The organism is Nostoc spongiaeforme FACHB-130, assembly GCF_014698475.1.
GTDB lineage: Bacteria > Cyanobacteriota > Cyanobacteriia > Cyanobacteriales > Nostocaceae > Nostoc_B > Nostoc_B spongiaeforme.
Genome location: NZ_JACJTB010000003.1, coordinates 210,361 through 229,142, shown reverse-complemented (window position 1 = coordinate 229,142; position 18,782 = coordinate 210,361). Strand labels below are relative to the sequence as shown.

Below are 18,782 nucleotides of genomic sequence, written 5' to 3'. Positions count from 1 at the left end.
TGATTGCAACTTGGTATTATTTAACAGTTCTTCTAGCTGTGATACTGGCTCAAATAATCTATGAGCTATATTCTTGCAGTTTTGCCGCCAAGTTTAACTAATATCTCTTGCAGGTAAGGCGACTGTGCGAATTGCGATCGCCTGTTTTTTGCCATTACGATTAATGGTAATTTGCATGACATCACCAACTTTGGTAGTTTCTACTTGTTGTTGCACTTGTCTAATATCTTGAATTGCTACACCGTTAATACTGTCAATAATGTCGCCCGGACGCAAACCAGCACGGGAAGCTGGGGAGTTTGGGGCGACTCCTAAAATAATTACACCTGTATCTTGATTAACTTTTAAACCTGTATCACTTTGATTAATTTTGCTGCGTAAATCAGGAGTTAATTCTCCCATTTGAATGCCAACATAAGGATGATCTACTCGTCCTTTAGTGATTAATTCATTAGCAATTCTTTGGGCTGTTTTGATGGGAATGGCAAAGCCTAATCCTTGCGCTCCTTGGATGATAGCAGTATTCATCCCAATTACTTCTCCTTGAGCGTTAAGCAAGGGGCCGCCAGAATTACCAGGGTTAATAGCCGCATCCGTTTGAATAAAATCAACTCGTTCTGTGGGTACTCCTAAATCAGCAACAGAACGTTGAGTTGCACTGATAATTCCTTGGGTAACTGTATTATCTAATCCTAGAGGATTGCCGATGGCGATCGCCCATTCTCCTGCTAACAAATTATCGGAGTTACCTAATTTAACTGTTGGTAATCCTGTACCTTTAATTTTGACTACTGCTACATCGGTTACGCGGTCAACTCCTACTACCTTACCTTGCAGACTACGACCATCTTTTAACACAACTGCGACGTTATCTGTATCTGCTACCACATGGGCGTTAGTCAAAATAATCCCATCACCACTAATAATAAACCCTGAACCAATCCCCCGTTGTACTTCTTCTCGACTCGGCTGTTCGCCAAAAAAACGCCCTAAATAAGAGTCTTGGGGAGATACTGCGACAGTGCGAGTAGAATTGATGCGTACCACAGCTGACCCGACTTGCTGCACTACTTGAGTGATGTAATTGGCATCTTGATTGGCATTGACTGGTGCTGTTGCTAAAGGATTTTTCACTTCTTTATTAGCAACACATCCAGTTAATAGCAAAGTTAGATAAAGCGAGAATTGCGAAATCAGGCGTTTCATTATGGGTTAATGGGGCTATTGAGTTGTAGTAATAACCAAGTTAAATAAGTGCCGAAAGGCCCCCATAGTGCATAAGGCAGAAATAGCCACGCAGCTGTTTGCGAAATTGGTTTGACAACAAAAGCTAAAATGTATACCAAAAGAGTTGCTAAACCGCCCACAATCATACCACCAATCAAACTGCGGAGTTCTACCACCACCGGGCTATACAGCGATGTGAGTAAGGCAATAGCGGCATAAACTAATAGCAAATTCCCAGGGCGAGAACCTTTCTTGCTGCTTTTTTCCCAGACAATAATTGCAGAAATCGTCAGGCAAACCCAAATGAACGTCCAAATAAAGGGAATGAGAAATTCAAAAGTTAACCAACTAGGACGTTGCAGATTTTGAAACCAAGGGTCGCGTAGCGATGTGAACAAACTACCACCAAAAAACAAAGCTGCTGAAGCTGCTGTAATTATCCATCTAGCTTTCACAACGACTCCTGCTAAAGTAATACATTTGTATGTTAAATCGAATCTGCGATCGCTGCACCTATCCTGAGTCTGGATTCATTGGAGGGGTTCAACCTGGATTTCTCACAAGAGAGAAATCCAGGGGTGTGGGAAGGGTGGGAGGTGTGGGAGGGGTGGGAGGATGGTGAAGAAATCTTTCCCCCACACTCCCCACACTCCCCTCTCTCCCCACACTCCCCACACTCCCTACCCATACGTGAGAAATTCGGGTCAAGGGTGTAGGGGTAAAAAAACAAATGACAAATGACAAATGACACAGGACAATACTAACGTCGCAAAAATAACTGCGTCATGTAGTACGTATTCCCAACGCGCCAAATTCCCACACCAGTCTCTTGAAACACCGGACGCAGAACATTAGCCCGATGTCCAGGGCTATTCATCCAACCTTTAATGGCGGCTGGTACAGGTTGCGGTACGTTCGTACAGGTAAATAAGTTTTCTCCCACCATCAAATAAGAGATTCTCCCTGCACTTATTCTGTCTTTTAAGGTGCTACCATCGGCACCAGTGTGACTGAAGAATTTTTGCTGCGCCATCTGGCGGCTGTAGTTGCGGGCTACCTGGGTGAGTTTGTCATTATTTTGCAGAGGCGGAAGTCTGTTTTCTTGCCGTACTTTGTTGATACCTTGGCGGACTGCGGCTTCCATATCTGCAATTTTGGCAGAGGCTGGAGGAATTATAGGACGGGGTGGTTGGTTAGATGGTAATTCAATGTCGGGCAATGGTGGTGCGTATTTGAGCATTTCTTCGCAGCCACTTACCAAAAGTGCGATCGCGGCTGAAGCTAACCAGATAATATGAGGTAGTTTATTTTGCATCTACTTATCACAACCCAATTACCTCACCCGCATAATTCTTTCTCCAGACAAGAACTATCAATTTAGCTGTCATGATGAAGTTGCTGTGAGTTCTGTTCTTAAGGTAACAAAAATCGCCAAATTCAACTGACCTAGATTTGAGAGTTGCATTGCTGGAGAAAGAAAAACAATGAGTCCCAGAGGATGAGATTGGATAATAATCTCACTCCTCTGTTATCTGGTATTTACAGGCGACCAATATTAGTTAGTCCTAAAACAATACCAATGCCAACAATGTGACCAAAGGCCATAGCCGCGATAAAGGTGGTAACACTTACGGGCAACCCTGGTAATTTAGGCCCAACTTGAGGCTGCTCAATGCGGGTAGATAGCAACAGCATAACTACGCTGGTAACGCTAATAATGATGCCAACGGTAGGAGTCCACGCAGGGGTGGCGGGGACATTAGCTGCTGCTGCCAGTAAATTTGATAACATCTAGATTTGGTCTCCTAAATGAAAAAATTCATAAAACCTTCAAAATTATAGAATTAGTGAGTCAGCAACCAAAAATTGTTAGCAAAAATTCGCTCTTTAGAACTATGCGGGTTAAAATCTGTGGCATCACTCAACCACAACAAGCAACTGCGATCGCATCTTTAGGCGCAACTGCTCTAGGATTTATTTGTGTACCTAGTTCACCTCGTTACGTAACTGCCACCCAAATCCGCGCAGTCGTTACCCAATTACCAGATAACATTGATAAAATCGGCGTTTTTGCTAACGCTCACATTCAGGAGATTAACCAGATAGTTCAAGATGCTGGTTTAACTGGCGTACAGTTACACGGCGATGAATCACCGGAATTTTGTTACCAAGTCAGGAAAAATTTCCCCAGTGTCGAAATTCTCAAAGCACTGAGGATACGCAGCCTTGACCATCTGGAACTAGCCGCCATCTACGCTCAATACGTAGATACTTTGTTACTTGATGCTTATCATCCCCAACAGTTAGGCGGTACAGGCAAAACTTTAGATTGGGCAATGCTCGAAAAATTCCACCCCGGCACACCGTGGTTTTTAGCTGGCGGATTAACCCCAGCAAATATCTTAGAAGCTTTAAGTCTGGTTAACCCTGACGGTATCGACTTATCTAGTGGAGTCGAAATTCAACCAGGAAATAAAGATTTAAATAAAGTAGCTGAGTTATTTCAGAAGTTAGGGAGTAGGGAGTAGGGAATTGGGAGTAGTAAATTTCCCATTCCCTACTCCCAATTCCCCATTCCCTACTTAAAAGAATGATGGTTGATGGCGAATCAAGTTGAAGAATTCTTCACGGGTTTTTTGTTCATCTTGGAATACGCCTAGCATGGCACTGGTAACAGTCCAAGAACCGGGTTTCTGCACACCCCGCATTACCATACACATATGAGTGGCTTCCATGACTACTGCTACACCTTGAGGTTCCAAAATCGTTTGAATTGCTTCGGCGATTTGGCGAGTTAACCTTTCTTGGACTTGCAAACGGCGAGAATACATTTCCACAATTCGGGCTAACTTACTTAAGCCCACAACTTTTTGATTGGGAATATAAGCAACATGCGCTCTGCCCATAAAAGGTAGCATGTGATGTTCGCAGAGGCTAAAAAAGTTAATATCTCGGACGAGTACCATTTCGTTATGCCCTTCATCAAAAATGGCACCGTTAACCAGTTCGTCTAAAGACTGGTTATAACCACTGGTGAGAAACCGCATTGCTTCCGCCACACGTTTGGGAGTTTTGAGCAATCCTTCGCGTTCAGGATCTTCACCAACGCCGACTATGATATTCCTGACAGCATCCATCATTTGCTCCATCTGTTCCTCAGAAGGCGGGTGCAAATCTGGTTGTCTGCCGTCGTGGGTGTTGCGATCGGGTCTGGTATTGATGGCATCTGCCAATTCAGAAATCAGAGGAGATTGAAAACGATTGGAACCGTTAGAACTAGCAATAGTCATGATGTAATTTTTAGTTAGTTTTTGGATGTTTGCTATCAGTCATTGGTCATTGGTCATTGGTCATTTGGCCTTTGTGATTCACTCATAACAAATGACTAATGACCAAGAACAAATGACTAAAATGTGCCTGCATTGGGCATCAGAACCAATTCATCAATCACTGCTTGTGGTGGCAATAAGACAGTGTGGAGAATTGACTGTGCCACAATTTCTGGAGTTAACATTTTTGAACGGTCAAAGTTGGCGTGAACGGTGTCTGTGTCCCAAATTTCTGTATTTACAGAACCAGGACAAATGACCGTGACACGGATACCGTGGGCGCGTTCTTCTTGAGCCAGGGTTTGAGAAAGGGCTAGAAGTCCGGCTTTGCTAACACAATAGGCTCCCCATCCAGCAAAGGTTTGCTTGGCAGCGATTGAGGCTACGTTGATAATTGTGCCTGTGCTGCGATCGCGCATTCTGGGTAAAATTCCTTTGATGCACTCAAATACACTGGTGAGATTGATGTTAATAACGTTTTGCCAGTCTTCTAAGCTTGTGTCGCTTAGATTACCTGTATAGCCTATTCCGGCGTTATTTACCAAAATATCTATGTTGCCAAAATCTTGGGCGATCGCGGTAATTTTCGCCGCTACTTGGGGTAATTCAGCTAAATCTAGGGAGTATGCTTGAGCTTCTACTCCGCTTTCCTTGGCTGCTGTTGCTACCGCCTCTAATTTATCTAAAGAACGGCTGACTAGGGCAACATCTATGCCAGCTTTGGCAAATGCCAAGGCGGTTGCTTTGCCAATTCCGCTACTCGCCCCAGTAATCAGGGCGCGTTGTTTCTGCTTACTACCCATAGTTTCCCCCATTATTTTGGCAGTGACTCCAGCCCTTTGCCACCCAATTATTTAAGTCCTTCGGATTGGCTACATTAAAGTAACCTTAAATTCCGATAATTTTTTTTGACAATTGCTATATTGAATTGTCAGTATGGGAAATTTCCCCAATAAAATACCTCCCAAAGATAAAAATTAAGTCTTTATCTGGGAGTTTAGGCTGTCTACTCGCAAAACTAAACGAAATCTCTCATTTAAGTGAGTCGATTGATCACAGATACAAATGCCTGTGGTTAAAAAGATTGTTAAAAATCTTTAAGAACCACAGGCAATTATAACATTGTCTTGAATTAATGACCCAGCTTTAGCTTGCTAGTGGGGAATTTCTGTAAAAACACCGATTTTGCGGAATTTATCATAACGCAGTTGCCGTCTTTCTTGGGATGTTAACTGTTTGAGTTCATCTAAATTATCTAAAAGGGCTTGCTTGAGGGTGGTTGCGGCTTCTAAGGGGTCTGAGTGAGCGCCACCAATAGGTTCTGCCAGAATTTGGTCAATAATCCCTAAATTTTTTAAATCATGGGAAGTAATTTTTAAAGCCATAGCCGCTTGGGGTGCTTTGCCGGCATCTTTCCAAAGAATTGCGGCACAACCTTCAGGGCTGATCACAGTGTAAACAGCATGTTCAAACATCAGTAGGCGATCGCAAATGCCAATCCCTAGCGCCCCACCAGAACTTGCTTCACCAATCACTGTGCAGATAATTGGTACATCCAAGCTAAACATTTCCCGGAGATTGTAAGCAATGGCTTCGCCGGCACCTTGATGTTCGGCTGCGACGGTGGCTAATGCGCCTGGTGTATCGACAAAAGCTAAAATCGGCATTCCAAATTTATTGGCATGTTCCATCAGCCGCATTGCCTTGCGATAACCACCAGGAGCCGCCATCCCAAAGTTCCGTGCAATGTTATCCTTAGTGTCACGCCCTTTTTGTTGACCTAACATCACTACTGGCTGCCCACCTAAACGAGCGACACCAGCAATTAAAGCCGGATCATCAGTCCCACAGCGATCGCCATGCAACTCCATCCATTCATCGGTAATAGACTGAATATAATCCAGGGTACTGGGACGACGAGGATGACGGGCGACTTGTACCTTTTGAGCCGGAGATAATGTACTAAAAATCTCCTCACGCAGTTTTGTGGCGCGTGCTTCTAGCTTGCGAATTTCGCCGGATACATCAACACCATTTTCTTCTGCTAGTTGCCGAATCTGCTCAATGCGGTTTGAGAGTTCGGCTAACGGCTTTTCAAAATCCAACAGTAGTGGTTTACGCTCGGTAGTGGCCATAATTTAGGGATGAGGAACTAGGGATTGGGGATTAAAGAAGTAAAAAGCAAAAAGGCAAAAGTAAAAACATTCTTTTACCTTTTAACTTTTTACTTTTGACTTTGTTAAAGCAGCAAAGGTCTAAAGCCATGTTTCACCGATGCTTGACCAATCTGCTCCATTTTGTCTACGGTAATCTGATTACGCCCCCAAGAAAAGTTCGTATGTAACTTCTCAAATTCCAGCAGCATCGCTTCGGCGAAACAAGCAAATAGCTGACGTTCTGGCACTTCCATATTGACGATTTTCATGATTTTCCAGTCAATATCCAAAGAATGCTCAACAATGCCACCGTTGAGTATATGAACGTCAGGATGTTGAATTTTTGTGGCTAAATTTTTGGGATAGCCGCCATCAATCAGGACACAAGGTTGTTTTAAAACTTTGGAGTCAATTTCGACACCTTTGGGCATACTTGCCACCCAAACCACAATATCAGCTTCGGGTAAGGCTTCCTCTAAGGCCATGATTTTGCCCCGCCCTAGTTCGTCTTGTAAATTTTGCAGGCGTTCTTGGTTACGGGCGATGAGCAGAATTTCTTTGACATCTGTTTTGGCATCTAGCCAACGTGTGACTGCACTACCGATATCCCCAGTTGCACCACAGATAGCCACTGTTGCTTTCGACAGTTCAATTCCAACTTGTTTGGCAGCCGCCTCTACTTGCCGACAGATAATATAAGCAGTATGTGTATTACCTGTAGTGAAGCGTTCAAACTCTAATGTGACGTTACGGACTTGGCTGAACTGCTCTAAATTAAAGTTTTCAAAAATAATTGATGAAAAACCGCCTAAAGCCGTGATATCAATATCATGCTTTTGAGCATGAGCCATTGCATTTAAAATTTTGCGAGTTGCCGCTTTAATTCGTCGATTTGCCAGCATTTCTGGCAAAAAGCACGATTCTACGTACTTGCCTTCGATTGTTTCTCCAGTCAAACTGGTAACTTTAATGTGATCAACAATTTGCGGCGGGGCGCTGCACCAAAAATCTAGACCTTGATCGGCATATTCCGGGTATCCCAATTGTTGAGCTACCGCTTGAGCGTGTTCCAAACTAGTCAGATGTCCAATTAGACCAAACATGTAGTGTGTATTAGGCGTTTGCTGCGTCGAAAGCGTGGAATTGAGTGGTAAGTGAGAATACCTAACCTTAAAAATACAACAAAGTGTGAAGTCTGAAGTATGAAGTATGAAGTGTAAAGTCTGGAATTTTAGCAAAATGATGAATTTAATTCTGACTTTTTAGTTTTTTTTAACTTTCATTACCTCATGCTTCATCCTTCATACTTGTTTAGGCAGCTGAGAGTCCGTAGGCTGATAAGCGCATGATATCTCTGGTTGTGAAGCCAATATTACTTAAAGCTTCACCGTATTGAATCATGAAGTCTTCGACTAAAGCTTCTTTTTCCATTGCTAACACTTCAGCATCGGCCGCCACTTGGTTAAGCATTTTCCAAACAATGGGTAAGTTTTGGCGGTTTGCTTCTTCTAGTTCAGCTTTTGATGCTTCAAAGTTAGCTTTTAGCCAAACTTCACCAAAATTTAAATGACTGTATTCATCTTTGACTACACCCTCAGTAATTTTGCGGGCAAAAGCATCAGCAACGGGGATGTAGATGTTGTAGGCTGCGATCGCAAAACATTCAATAATCAAAGATTGAATCAGTAAGCAGGTGACAACGTTACCTTGGGCGGCGGCGACTTTAAAGTTATCGTGTAGAGGTGCAAAAAACTCCTTAGCAAATTGCAAATCTGGTGTCACGTTTAAATTGCGTCCGCAAGCTTCAAAGCCTTTTTTATGGCGGCTTTCCATTTTCGACAAGCGAATTAAATCATCACGATTATCAGGCAGCAGTTCAGCTAGTTTAATGTAATTCTCATAAGCTTCTTGTTCCCCTTCAATCACGATCGCATTAATGCGACTATAGGCATCTTTATATGTCTCACTGTGGAAATCTATTTCTAATCCATCTGCTAACTGCTGCATGGTATCGTCACTCCTGTAAAATGAATCATTTGATACTAACGCTTAATTTACCCTGTAATTTTAGGGCAATCTTCACTGTTGTTTAATTTAACTTAACAAGTCACTATGTAATAGATTAGCTTTTGCTGGGGGCGATACTCTAGTACTAAAGAAACAAATGCAGAGAGTCGATTAATCGTCAAGAGTCAATCATTAATTTTCTCGTTATTCCCTAGCCTTTAGCCCCTAAGCTCTGCTATCTCACACTTATGATGAAATCAAGTTGGCAAATCAAATTTGGCGATATTTTTAGTTTAGCGGTACTGCTGTTAGGCGCATTCATTGTCTTGCTACCGCTATTTGTCGTATTTTTCACTTCTTTTGCACCCCCTGGCGCGACTCCAGATATCACGATGCCGCGAAATTGGTCGTTAGATAATTATCATGATGCGTGGCAACGAGGGAAGTTCCTTTTAGCTTTTGCTAATTCTACTGTAGTAGCGATCGCAGTCACCGCATTTCAGCTAATCACCTCTGCTTTGGCTGGTTACGCCTTGGCAAGATTGAAATTTCGAGGCAGACAAGCATTGCTGTTAGTTGTTTTAGCAACCCTGGTGATTCCTTTTCAGCTGTTGGTTATACCTATATTCTTGGTGTTGAAGTGGGGACACTTAATTAATACCTATGGGGCGCTGATTTTACCCACGGCTGTCAATGGCTTTGGCATATTTCTTTTACGCCAGTATTTTCAGACAATTCCTGTAGAACTAGAAGAAGCAGCCATCATTGACGGGGCAAACAGGTTACAAATCTTATGGCGGGTGTTATTACCTTTAGCCCGTCCCGCTTTGGTGACGTTGTTTTTGTTCACCTTTATCGCAGAATGGAATGATTTGTTTAAGCCGTTGGTATTTACCACACGCCCAGAATTAAGAACCGTACAGTTGGCATTAGCCGAGTTTCAAGAACAATTTACCAACAACTGGCCTTTGATGATGGCAGCCGTAACTATTGCAACCGTACCAGTGATGGCACTATTTTTAATTGGTCAGCGTCAATTTATTCGGGGAATTGCTACAACGGGAATCAAGAATTGATGTTGTCAAGAAGTTAAGGCCTCCTCCCCTTCCTCTCCCTATCAAATAGGACTGCTAAATCAGCAAAGGGTGTTCTATGTCTTGCCAAAAATCTTTGCCAATAATTTTGGGCTTCAGTTTGGGTGCAATTTTGCTATTACCAATTTCTCCTTCATTAGCAGAAATAGCTGCTGTTCCCTTACCTTCAGATGCGCCGTTGGAACTAGACTTATTAACTAAACCTAACAGCAACGTAATCACAGCGAATACCATTAACCCACAAGGATTAACAACTCCAAGTTTATGGTTAGCGCAAGCTAATTCTGAAAGTAAGTTGTTGGATAATTGGATAGCGTATCCTGCTACTGCAACCACCCCTGGAAGAGTAGATGTCATTGTCAATCAACAAGTTTGGAGCATACTAGATTATCTAGAACGCTACAGCTTTGTCAATCGCCTCGGCAATGTTGCGAGAAAGGATGTTTATAATTTGAGGGTGTTTAATTATCAGCAGGAACTTTTAGGGAGTTATACCTGTAATTTTCAAACTAACCCAACATCATGCCGCATTCAAATTAATTCTTTAAATAGATTAGTATTGCAGCAATCGTCTGAATGAAGTTGATAGGTGATAGGCTACAGGTGAAAATGTTATTAGTATTTTTAGGTTAATTAAACTAAAATTTTCTTTACTTCTGCCTCCTGCCTTTTCCCAACTATTTAATTAACTGGTCTTGATTTTAGTAAACAGAGATTCATACTGCTTTACTGTCGATGCTGATAATGGGAGCAAAAATTCACTTTTCGAGAAAACTTGCTGATTTGTTTGTAATAAACTGCGTATTGGTTCAGCAATATCGGTAATTTTAATATCAGAAATAATCGGTGAATTGGTTTTAGTTTTGGTGGTGATTTGTTTGGCGATTTCCTGTTGCCAACAAAAGTCAATCCATTTAGATGATATGTCGTTTTTGCTGGCTTTAGAGGGGCGTACCCATAAATCTGCCCAAATGGCTGTTCCTGATTTGGGAATGACTACATTAAGTTGGGGATAACGTGACAAAATTGGTAATACATCACTTGACCAACCAACGGCTAACCAAGTATCTCCTGTAATTAAAGGTTCGAGGTAGTTGTTAGAACTGTAGAGTTTTACTTGTTGGTTTAAAGCTTGCAGTTCTTTTTCCAGGTTAGGTACGGTATCGAGGTTTTCTGTGTTGTAGGATTGTCCGAGTTTTTTCAAGACTAGACCGATTACTTCTCTTGGATTATCCAGTAAAGAAATTTGCGATCGCAACCCATCCCGCCATAAATCACTCCAGTCTTGGGGTTGCCAGCCTAATTCTTGAAATTTCTGGCGATCGTATACAATCACTGTACTACCCCAACGATAAGGTGCAGCCCAGACTTGTCCTTGCGGATCTAAGTTTCCTTGGTCATTGCGAGTTACTAATTGTCGCCACCTTTCATCCAAATTCGACCAAGATTTTAATTGTTGGACTTCTGCTGCTGCTAGGGGTTGAATTAATTTTTGTTCAATGGCACTTTTTAACCAGTAATCTCCCAAACCTACCAAGTCTACTACATTAGTTGTTTGGGAATTAATAAATGGAATCCAGCGTGTCCAATTTTGTTTATCGTTGGTTTTTGCTTGTTCTTGCCAATGTTGCAATTGCTGATATAAATTTTGAATTTGCTCAACGGGAGAGAATTTTAACTTTGGCTTTGGCTGCAAAAATTGGCTAAATTGATCAACTACTTGAGCAGGAATAGAATTTTTTAATAACTGAACGCTGAGTTTGGTTTGGTTTTTATTCTCGCACCCCACCAGCAGTTGCGACAGTGCCAATCCACTTATACTGAGTAAAAATGAGCGTCGATCCATTGATTTTGGATATGTAAACTTAGATTCTAGACTATTGTCTTACATTGCAGTTAAAAGTGAGGGAATAGGGAGTGGGGAGTAGGGAGTAGGAATATTACTATTTCTGAAAGCAACTTGGTATAAGTTCTATTCTTTTCCCCACTCCCTTACTCTCGACTCCCTACTCCCTACTTTCAAGGCAGTATTATTCCCAAAATAAATGCCTCCCAGTCATGGAGGCAAAGCGTAAAGCATCCTAATATTTCTGGTGAAACAATAACATAGACGGTGTGAGATTGAATGAGGGCAGTCACCCTTCATTAAACCTGAATTTCTCTCTTGTGAGAAATCCAGGGGTGTGGGAGAAGTCGGAGGATGGTGAAAAAATAAGAAATCTTTCCCCCCCCACCCCCCACACTCCCCGCACTCCCCACACTCCCCACACCCCCCACACTTCCCACACTTCCCACACTCCCCACACTCCCCACACCCCCCACACTCCCCACACTCCCCACACTCCCCACACCCCCCACACTTCCCACACTTCCCACACTCCCCAAACTCCCCACACCCCTATGATCTCTAAGGAAAGATTTTGGCTAAGAACGTGGTGATTTCTAACCAAGCGGAGGTAGCTGCAACAGCATCGTAGCGATAACCATCATCGCGCATAAATGTATGTTCGGCTTCGTATAAGAATACTTGATGAGGTATATTAGCATCTGTAATTGCTTTAATTAATGTATGGCGATCGCTTTCGGGAATGTGAGGGTCAAGAGTACCAAGTATCAGCAGTAATTCGCCTTTAATTTCACTCACTCTATGGATAGTATCTGCTATGCCTTGACCAAGTTTGCCACTGGGGATACCAGTCGGGTAACAGCAAACCGCAGCTTTGATTTCACTGTGGAAGGCGGCGCGAAAAGATAAATGTCCGCCGATGCAAAAGCCAAGAGTAGCAATTTTATCGGGGTTAACCGCAGCGTCGGTTTTAAGAAAATCAATCACAGCCCGACAATCTGCATCATACTCTGCGATCGCTGTTCTGCGTGCATCATCATTACCCCGCATTCTCCCCAAATCATCGGGTTCAATGACTGTACCAACAGTTTCAATGCGGTGAAAAATTTCGGGTGCGGCGACAACATAACCAAACCCGGCTAGGTAGTTAACCAGGCGAATCATCGGACTACCTAATTGATAGATATCACTGTAAAACAAAATGCCTGGGTAAGTTCCGGCTGGTTTAGGAGAGGCGACATACACCCGCATTAAGCTGTCATCTACCCTTAACTCGACATTGCGCTTAGTAATTTGCACTTGTTTGGCTCCCAGTCATAATTGTTTTCATTAGCTTTTACAGAATGACGTGATGATATCGGGATTGTAGAGCGATGCCTCACCACGGAAATAAAGATACATTTAAAATTAGGTAAAAAACTCATATTATCGAAATATGTAAGTACATTGAAGAAGAATTCAGGCTTCTAACTAACTTGTGTTATAAGTTCAAATCAAACAAACCAGAAAAATTAAAATGTCAGGCAAAACTTTATAATCTCGCCAATCTTATGACAGCACTCATGTCTAAGTAAAATATTTATTCAGCATCATCAACTAAAAGCAAAAACACTTCAAACTTTGATAAATAAATTAATCAAACAGTGTTAAGCTGACTATAGGAATCAAAAAGCAAGAACGCAAAAGACTTCAAGAAAAATATTGAGTTTACCTCAATAAAGTCCTTTTGCTCTGGTAAATCCACTTCAATATCGTGACGCTTTTGCCAACGGTAGAAATTAGCCAGGTAAACAGGATTGTAACTTCATTACAAACTTGAAGTCAGTGATAACTTGCTTAGGTAATTACTAGTAATGAATGACTATACAAGCTAGTATTATCAGCCAGAAAAATTACTCTAAGAACCTGGGAAGAAAGACTCTTAGTACAAGCTGGCATTCTGAAAAAATCAGCATGGTTACTGAGAATAATGCAAGCTAAATTAACTCTATCTTTGTCATGAAAGATTGATTTTATTGCATTAATGATCAGCAGATTGAGTAATTGAGCAGGAATCATTGTCAAAAATATCAAAGTAGGAATTACCAGCATAAATTTTGAAAATTTGTGACACATCCAAAACAGGAAATTTGTAAATAAGCACCATTCAGAGTGGAGTGCAATTTTGGTTGGTTGGGTTTATCAAAACCCAGGGAAATGTCAATTGTCACTGTCACCATTCTTAAGGCTTGAGCAACCGATGGGGATTTAATTACACCAGCCTGTAAAGTTTATGTCCAACTTTTCTCAAATTGGCGTTATTGAAACCTGCATTTGGTAATACTTGCAATATTTCTGCAATCCCAATTCTCGTGTATGCCGCCTTTAACCATTATTGACTCTCGAACTTTGCAATCAAATTAATTGTAGGAAAACACCAACCATGAGTACTGACAAAAAAATCAGACAAATCGCTTTCTACGGTAAAGGCGGTATTGGTAAATCTACCACTTCTCAAAACACCTTGGCAGCAATGGCAGAAATGGGTCAACGCATTCTCATTGTAGGTTGCGACCCTAAAGCTGACTCCACCCGTTTGATGCTGCACTCTAAAGCACAAACTACAGTATTACACTTGGCTGCTGAACGCGGTGCAGTAGAAGACTTAGAACTCGAAGAAGTCATGCTCACCGGTTTCCGTGGTGTTAAGTGCGTAGAGTCTGGTGGCCCTGAACCCGGTGTAGGTTGCGCAGGTCGTGGTATTATTACCGCCATTAACTTCTTAGAAGAAAATGGTGCTTACCAAGATGTTGATTTCGTATCTTATGACGTATTAGGCGACGTTGTATGTGGTGGTTTCGCAATGCCTATCCGCGAAAACAAAGCACAAGAAATTTACATCGTGACATCAGGTGAAATGATGGCGATGTACGCTGCAAACAACATCGCTCGTGGTATTTTGAAATACGCTCACTCCGGTGGCGTGCGTTTGGGTGGTTTGATTTGTAACAGCCGTAAGACAGACCGGGAACACGAACTCATCGAAACCTTGGCGAAACGGTTGAACACCCAAATGATTCACTTCGTACCCCGCGACAATATTGTTCAACACGCTGAGTTGCGCCGGATGACAGTTAACGAGTATGCACCCGACAGCAACCAGGCTAACGAATACCGCACCTTGGCTAACAAAATCATCAACAACGACAATCTCAAAATTCCTACCCCAATTGAAATGGAAGAATTAGAAGAATTGTTGATTGAATTCGGTATTCTCGAAAGTGAAGAAAATGCTGCCAAAATGATTGGTAAACCTGCTGAAAGCACCAAGTAATTTTGATGTAGTCATCAAGTCTTTCTAAGCAACCAGAACCTCGTTTTTGTCAAAGTCGGGGTTCTGGTTTTTTTCATTATTACTTTTTTTGCCATCATTCAAGTAAATTGTGTGGTACATGGAGTTCTGAAGCTCAATGTTCAAGTTCTGAGGGTGAACGTTGAGCCTTTTTACTCGAAGGTTGAAGTTCTGAGGGTGAACGTTGAGCCTTTTTACTCGAAGGTTGAAGTTCTGAGGGTGAATGTTGAGCCTTTTTACTCGAAGGTTGAAGTTTTGAGGATGAATGTTGAGCCTTTTTACTCGAAGATTGGTGTTCTGAGGGTGAATGTTGAACCTTTTTACTCGAAGGTTGGTGTTCTGAGGGTGAATGTTGAGGCTTTGAGGTGAAAGTGTCAGGAAATTTTCTGCGTTGGGTGTTGTGGGATGGGAGATTTTCTCACGCAGAGGCGCAGAGGCGCGGAGAGGAAGACGGGAGTTTTTGATTTTTTTGACAACTTGTTTGCGAAAATTGCTGAGTCCGGCATGATTTACTTAACAGTCATCAGTGAACAGTCAACAGTAATCAGCAATATATTTTAAAGTCCCTCACTTGTAAAAGGTGGTAGTTAACAAGAGTCAAATCTTGGACTGAAATTGTGATAACTGTTCCCTGATAACTGATAACTGACTTATACAAGCTGGTGAGTTGACTGTGAAAAAGTTATTCAGTGGGATTAATGCTGCGGGTATTTGTCTTGCACCTTGGATGGTGGTGGGTGCGATGACAACAGGGTTAGTTTTAAATACACCAGTCGCAGGGATAGCCCAACAGCAAACCTCTGAATATTCACCAGAGCAACAAGCAGCGTTAAAAGAAGCGTTAGAACTGTATCAACAAACACAAAAGTTATACCAAGAGGGTAAATACAGTGCAGCCATCCCCTTAGCAGAACGCTCCCTTGCTATCCGAGAGAAGGTGCTGGGGAATGTTCATCCCAATGTCGCCCAAAGCTTAGATAATTTGGCTGCACTGTATGACGCACAGGGAAAATATCAACAAGCCGAATTATTGTTGCTCCGTTCTCTGGCTATTTATAAGAAAGTGTTAGGTAACGAACATTTCTTTGTCGCCACTAGCTTGAATAATTTGGCTGCACTGTACCATGCACAGAGAAAATATCAACAAGCAGAACCATTGTATCAACGCGCTCTGGCTATCTTTAAGAAAGTGTTAGGTAACGAACATCCCAATGTCGCCTCTAGCTTAAATAATTTGGCTTCACTGTATCAAGCACAGGGAAAATATCAACAAGCAGAACTATTGTATCTCCGCGCTCTGGCTATCATGGAGAAAATTTTGGGCAAAGAACATCTCAATGTTGCCGCAAGCTTAAATAATTTGGCTGGACTGTATCAAGCACAGGGAAAATATCAACAAGCCGAGCCATTGTATCTCCGCACTCTGGCTATCTTTGAAAAAGTTTTAGGTGACGAACATCCCAATATCGCCACTAGCTTAAATAGTTTGGCTTCACTGTATCAAGCACAGGGAAAATATCAACAAGCCGAACCATTGTATCTCCGCTCCCTGGCTATCATAGAGAAAACTTTGGGCAAAGAACATCCCAATGTCGCCTCTAGCTTGAATAATGTGGCACTACTGTATCAAGCACAGGGAAAATATCAACAAGCCGAACCATTGTATCTCCGCTCCCTGGCTATCAGAGAGAGGGTACTGGGAAAAGAAAATCCTGATGTCGCCAATAGCTTGAATAATTTGGCTGTACTGTATCAAGCACAAGGAAAATATCAACAAGCCGAACCATTATTACTCCGTTCTCTGGCTATCTTCGAGAAGGTGCTGGAGAAAGAACATCCATTGGTCGCAACTAGCTTGAATAACTTGGCTGAATTGTATAAAGCACAGGGGAAATATCAACAGGCAGAACCTTCGTATATCCGCTCCCTAGCTATTTTAGAGAAGGTGCTGGGTAAAGAACATCCCAATGTCGCCTCTAGTTTGAATAATTTGGCTAGGCTGTATCAAGTACAAGGCGATATCACTCGTGCTGTTGATTTCTTACGCCGTGGATTAGAAGTTCAAGCACAAAATCTCAATCTGATTTTTGCTACTGGTTCAGAAAAAAGCAAACAAGATTACATTAGAACTTTTTCAGGAACAACCGATAGTATTGTTTCCCTATCTTTACAAGAAGCTCGGAATAATCCAACAGCCACATCTCTGGCTTTAACTACTGTACTCCGTCGCAAAGGGCTGGTGTTAGATGCCGTAGCTGACAGTATTCAAATCTTACGCGCTCAACTTGACAAAAATCCCGAAACGCAAAAATTATTCTCTCAATGGCTGCAAGTACAACAGCAACTCTCAGCATTAATCTACTCCCAGTCAGGAAAACAAACCGCTAACTTGAAAACTCAGCTTGAGGAGTTGGAAGCACAAAGAGAAAAATTAGAAGCCGCAATTAGTAGTAAAAGCGCCGAATTTCGTCAGCAAACCCAACCAGTCCAATTAGCCGCCATTCAAGCCAAAATACCCAAAGAAGCAGCTTTGGTGGAGATTGTGCAGTATCAACCATTCAACGCCAAAGCTAAAACGGATGCTCAAAAATTCGGTAAACCGCGTTATGCGGCGGCGGTGTTACGCTCATCTGGCGAACCAAAGTGGCTTGATTTAGGTGAAGCGGCAGAAATTGATAAATTAGCCATTGATTTTCGTACAGCGTTAGCTACTGGAAGAATATTTAAAAAACTCGCCCGTACTTTAGAGGAGAAATTAATTGCACCCATTCGTCCTTTATTGGGTGATGCCAGTCATATTTTAATCTCGCCCGATGGACAATTAACATTAATTCCCTTTGAAGCATTAAAAGATGAGCAAGATAAATTTTTAATTCAAAGTTATGCTTTTTCTTATCTCACCAGTGGAAGGGATTTGTTGCGTTTCAACTCAAATGTTAACAATGGTTCTGCACCTGTGGTGTTGGCAGATATTGACTACAACAACCAAACCCAAACTGTAGCCTCAGCAAAACCATCTGGTGTACGCGGTTCCCAAAATCCCCGTTCTGGTGAGTTGGCTAACCTAGCGTTTGACTCATTACCTGCTACTAAAGAGGAAGCAGCAGCGATTAAAAAAGTTTTACCAAATGCCAAGTTACTGTTAAGTAAAGATGCCACAGAAACGGCTGTTAAACAATTACAAAACCCTAGCATTTTACATTTAGCAACTCACGGTTTCTTTATTACTGATGTGGAACAAAATCTCAACGCTTCACTAGATTTAGAATTAACACCACGCCCAAAAGAAGTGATAGAAGTGGAAAACCCGTTGTTGCGTTCTGGGTTGGCGTTGGCTGGGTTTAATCAACGCAAGCAAGCGACAAATAACAATGATGATGGTGTGCTGACGGCGTTGGAGGTGGCGGGTTTAGATTTGCGTTCTAATCAATTAGTTGTACTTTCTGCCTGTGACACTGGTAAGGGTGATGTGAAAGTTGGTGATGGGGTGTATGGTTTGCGTCGGGCTTTGGTAATTGCTGGTTCGCAAACTCAGGTTTTAAGTCTGTGGTTGGTGAATGATGAAGCGACGAAGGAATTAATGGTGAAGTATTACCAGAATTTACAAGCCGGAAAGGGAAGACATGAGGCTTTACGTGCTGCACAGTTAGATTTGCTCAATAGTCAAGAGTATAGTGAACCGCAATTTTGGGCGGCGTTTGTTCCTTCTGGTAATTGGACTCCTTTGAGTGGTAAGTAGGAGATTTAGATCCCCGACTTTTTTGAAAAGTTGGGGATCTGGTTTTTCCCCAC

At 42.2% G+C, this 18,782-nt stretch carries 19 protein-coding genes; 7 read left to right on the top strand and 12 right to left on the bottom strand.

Going from position 1 to position 18,782, the window contains the following annotated elements:
- Positions 1-93 precede the first annotated feature (93 nt).
- Together H6G74_RS04910 and H6G74_RS04905 are read right to left on the bottom strand one after the other, a co-directional pair.
- Positions 94-1,206 carry an HhoA/HhoB/HtrA family serine endopeptidase gene (locus tag H6G74_RS04910; RefSeq protein WP_190966611.1) on the bottom strand — a complete coding sequence of 371 codons (1,113 nt, stop codon included), beginning with the start codon at positions 1,204-1,206 and terminating at the stop codon, positions 94-96.
- Positions 1,206-1,682 (bottom strand): TspO/MBR family protein, encoded by a 477-nt coding sequence (locus tag H6G74_RS04905; RefSeq protein ID WP_062293264.1) that lies wholly within the window; start codon positions 1,680-1,682, stop codon positions 1,206-1,208. Before H6G74_RS04905 ends, H6G74_RS04910 begins: the two co-directional genes overlap by 1 nt.
- Positions 1,683-1,711: 29 nt before the next feature.
- On the opposite strand from H6G74_RS04905, the gene H6G74_RS04900 reads away from it, so the two are divergent.
- Positions 1,712-1,849 carry a hypothetical protein gene (locus tag H6G74_RS04900; RefSeq protein WP_190966610.1) on the top strand — a complete coding sequence of 46 codons (138 nt, stop codon included), beginning with the start codon at positions 1,712-1,714 and terminating at the stop codon, positions 1,847-1,849.
- 138 nt (positions 1,850-1,987) lie between these two features.
- On the opposite strand, the gene H6G74_RS04895 is transcribed toward H6G74_RS04900, so the two are convergent.
- Together H6G74_RS04895 and psaK are read right to left on the bottom strand one after the other, a co-directional pair.
- Positions 1,988-2,542, bottom strand: a complete 555-nt coding sequence (locus tag H6G74_RS04895) for a CAP domain-containing protein (protein WP_190966609.1) — start codon at positions 2,540-2,542, stop codon at positions 1,988-1,990.
- A 224-nt stretch (positions 2,543-2,766) separates the two neighbouring features.
- Positions 2,767-3,018 (bottom strand): photosystem I reaction center subunit PsaK, encoded by a 252-nt coding sequence (gene psaK, locus H6G74_RS04890; RefSeq protein WP_190966608.1) that lies wholly within the window; start codon positions 3,016-3,018, stop codon positions 2,767-2,769.
- Positions 3,019-3,122: 104 nt separating this feature from the next.
- On the opposite strand from psaK, the gene H6G74_RS04885 reads away from it, so the two are divergent.
- A complete protein-coding gene (locus H6G74_RS04885; RefSeq protein ID WP_190966607.1) occupies positions 3,123-3,755 on the top strand; it encodes a phosphoribosylanthranilate isomerase in 633 nt (210 codons plus the stop codon).
- Between the two features lie 54 nt (positions 3,756-3,809).
- Here the strand turns inward: H6G74_RS04885 and folE are convergent, their stop codons facing one another.
- From folE to H6G74_RS04860, 5 genes are all read right to left on the bottom strand, one after another.
- The gene (gene folE / locus H6G74_RS04880) at positions 3,810-4,517 is read right to left on the bottom strand and encodes a GTP cyclohydrolase I FolE (RefSeq protein WP_190966606.1); all 708 of its coding nucleotides are present in this window, start codon (positions 4,515-4,517) and stop codon (positions 3,810-3,812) included.
- Positions 4,518-4,633: 116 nt separating this feature from the next.
- A complete protein-coding gene (locus tag H6G74_RS04875; RefSeq protein ID WP_190966605.1) occupies positions 4,634-5,359 on the bottom strand; it encodes an SDR family oxidoreductase in 726 nt (241 codons plus the stop codon).
- A gap of 351 nt (positions 5,360-5,710) precedes the next feature.
- Positions 5,711-6,691, bottom strand: coding sequence for an acetyl-CoA carboxylase carboxyltransferase subunit alpha (locus H6G74_RS04870; protein ID WP_190966604.1), 981 nt, complete (start codon positions 6,689-6,691; stop codon positions 5,711-5,713).
- Positions 6,692-6,795: 104 nt separating this feature from the next.
- Positions 6,796-7,815, bottom strand: a complete 1,020-nt coding sequence (locus H6G74_RS04865) for a long-chain acyl-[acyl-carrier-protein] reductase (protein ID WP_190966603.1) — start codon at positions 7,813-7,815, stop codon at positions 6,796-6,798.
- A gap of 208 nt (positions 7,816-8,023) precedes the next feature.
- Positions 8,024-8,719 carry an aldehyde oxygenase (deformylating) gene (locus tag H6G74_RS04860; protein WP_190966602.1) on the bottom strand — a complete coding sequence of 232 codons (696 nt, stop codon included), beginning with the start codon at positions 8,717-8,719 and terminating at the stop codon, positions 8,024-8,026.
- Positions 8,720-8,967: 248 nt separating this feature from the next.
- On the opposite strand from H6G74_RS04860, the gene H6G74_RS04855 reads away from it, so the two are divergent.
- Both H6G74_RS04855 and H6G74_RS04850 read left to right on the top strand, forming a co-directional pair.
- Positions 8,968-9,795 (top strand): carbohydrate ABC transporter permease, encoded by an 828-nt coding sequence (locus tag H6G74_RS04855; protein WP_190966601.1) that lies wholly within the window; start codon positions 8,968-8,970, stop codon positions 9,793-9,795.
- Between the two features lie 76 nt (positions 9,796-9,871).
- A complete protein-coding gene (locus tag H6G74_RS04850; protein WP_190966600.1) occupies positions 9,872-10,393 on the top strand; it encodes a hypothetical protein in 522 nt (173 codons plus the stop codon).
- 105 nt (positions 10,394-10,498) lie between these two features.
- Here the strand turns inward: H6G74_RS04850 and H6G74_RS04845 are convergent, their stop codons facing one another.
- From H6G74_RS04845 to H6G74_RS04835, 3 genes are all read right to left on the bottom strand, one after another.
- Entirely contained in the window at positions 10,499-11,659 is a 1,161-nt protein-coding gene (locus H6G74_RS04845; protein ID WP_190966599.1) for an extracellular solute-binding protein, read from the bottom strand.
- Positions 11,660-11,958: 299 nt separating this feature from the next.
- The gene (locus tag H6G74_RS04840; RefSeq protein ID WP_190966598.1) at positions 11,959-12,207 is read right to left on the bottom strand and encodes a hypothetical protein; all 249 of its coding nucleotides are present in this window, start codon (positions 12,205-12,207) and stop codon (positions 11,959-11,961) included.
- A 13-nt stretch (positions 12,208-12,220) separates the two neighbouring features.
- Entirely contained in the window at positions 12,221-12,958 is a 738-nt protein-coding gene (locus H6G74_RS04835; protein ID WP_190966597.1) for a dienelactone hydrolase family protein, read from the bottom strand.
- A gap of 1,123 nt (positions 12,959-14,081) precedes the next feature.
- Between H6G74_RS04835 and nifH the strand changes: the two genes are divergently transcribed.
- The 3 genes from nifH to H6G74_RS04820 all read left to right on the top strand — a co-directional run bounded on the left by nifH (position 14,082) and on the right by H6G74_RS04820 (position 18,729).
- The gene (nifH, locus tag H6G74_RS04830; RefSeq protein ID WP_190966596.1) at positions 14,082-14,972 is read left to right on the top strand and encodes a nitrogenase iron protein; all 891 of its coding nucleotides are present in this window, start codon (positions 14,082-14,084) and stop codon (positions 14,970-14,972) included.
- Between the two features lie 111 nt (positions 14,973-15,083).
- Positions 15,084-15,359 (top strand): hypothetical protein, encoded by a 276-nt coding sequence (locus H6G74_RS04825; RefSeq protein WP_190966595.1) that lies wholly within the window; start codon positions 15,084-15,086, stop codon positions 15,357-15,359.
- Positions 15,360-15,663: 304 nt separating this feature from the next.
- Complete coding sequence (locus H6G74_RS04820; protein ID WP_313888451.1) at positions 15,664-18,729, top strand: CHAT domain-containing tetratricopeptide repeat protein; 3,066 nt, start codon at positions 15,664-15,666, stop codon at positions 18,727-18,729.
- Positions 18,730-18,782 lie beyond the last annotated feature (53 nt).

What these genes read in the sequence shown, in the direction of transcription:
- H6G74_RS04910 (WP_190966611.1), bottom strand. Translation starts at nt 1,206, where the DNA reads ATGAAACGCCTGATTTCGCAATTCTCGCTTTATCTAACTTTGCTATTA.
- H6G74_RS04900 (WP_190966610.1), top strand. Translation starts at nt 1,712, where the DNA reads ATGTTAAATCGAATCTGCGATCGCTGCACCTATCCTGAGTCTGGATTC.
- H6G74_RS04895 (WP_190966609.1), bottom strand. Translation starts at nt 2,542, where the DNA reads ATGCAAAATAAACTACCTCATATTATCTGGTTAGCTTCAGCCGCGATC.
- psaK (WP_190966608.1), bottom strand. Translation starts at nt 3,018, where the DNA reads ATGTTATCAAATTTACTGGCAGCAGCAGCTAATGTCCCCGCCACCCCT.
- H6G74_RS04885 (WP_190966607.1), top strand. Translation starts at nt 3,123, where the DNA reads ATGCGGGTTAAAATCTGTGGCATCACTCAACCACAACAAGCAACTGCG.
- folE (WP_190966606.1), bottom strand. Translation starts at nt 4,517, where the DNA reads ATGACTATTGCTAGTTCTAACGGTTCCAATCGTTTTCAATCTCCTCTG.
- H6G74_RS04875 (WP_190966605.1), bottom strand. Translation starts at nt 5,359, where the DNA reads ATGGGTAGTAAGCAGAAACAACGCGCCCTGATTACTGGGGCGAGTAGC.
- H6G74_RS04870 (WP_190966604.1), bottom strand. Translation starts at nt 6,691, where the DNA reads ATGGCCACTACCGAGCGTAAACCACTACTGTTGGATTTTGAAAAGCCG.
- H6G74_RS04865 (WP_190966603.1), bottom strand. Translation starts at nt 7,815, where the DNA reads ATGTTTGGTCTAATTGGACATCTGACTAGTTTGGAACACGCTCAAGCG.
- H6G74_RS04860 (WP_190966602.1), bottom strand. Translation starts at nt 8,719, where the DNA reads ATGCAGCAGTTAGCAGATGGATTAGAAATAGATTTCCACAGTGAGACA.
- H6G74_RS04855 (WP_190966601.1), top strand. Translation starts at nt 8,968, where the DNA reads ATGATGAAATCAAGTTGGCAAATCAAATTTGGCGATATTTTTAGTTTA.
- H6G74_RS04850 (WP_190966600.1), top strand. Translation starts at nt 9,872, where the DNA reads ATGTCTTGCCAAAAATCTTTGCCAATAATTTTGGGCTTCAGTTTGGGT.
- H6G74_RS04845 (WP_190966599.1), bottom strand. Translation starts at nt 11,659, where the DNA reads ATGGATCGACGCTCATTTTTACTCAGTATAAGTGGATTGGCACTGTCG.
- nifH (WP_190966596.1), top strand. Translation starts at nt 14,082, where the DNA reads ATGAGTACTGACAAAAAAATCAGACAAATCGCTTTCTACGGTAAAGGC.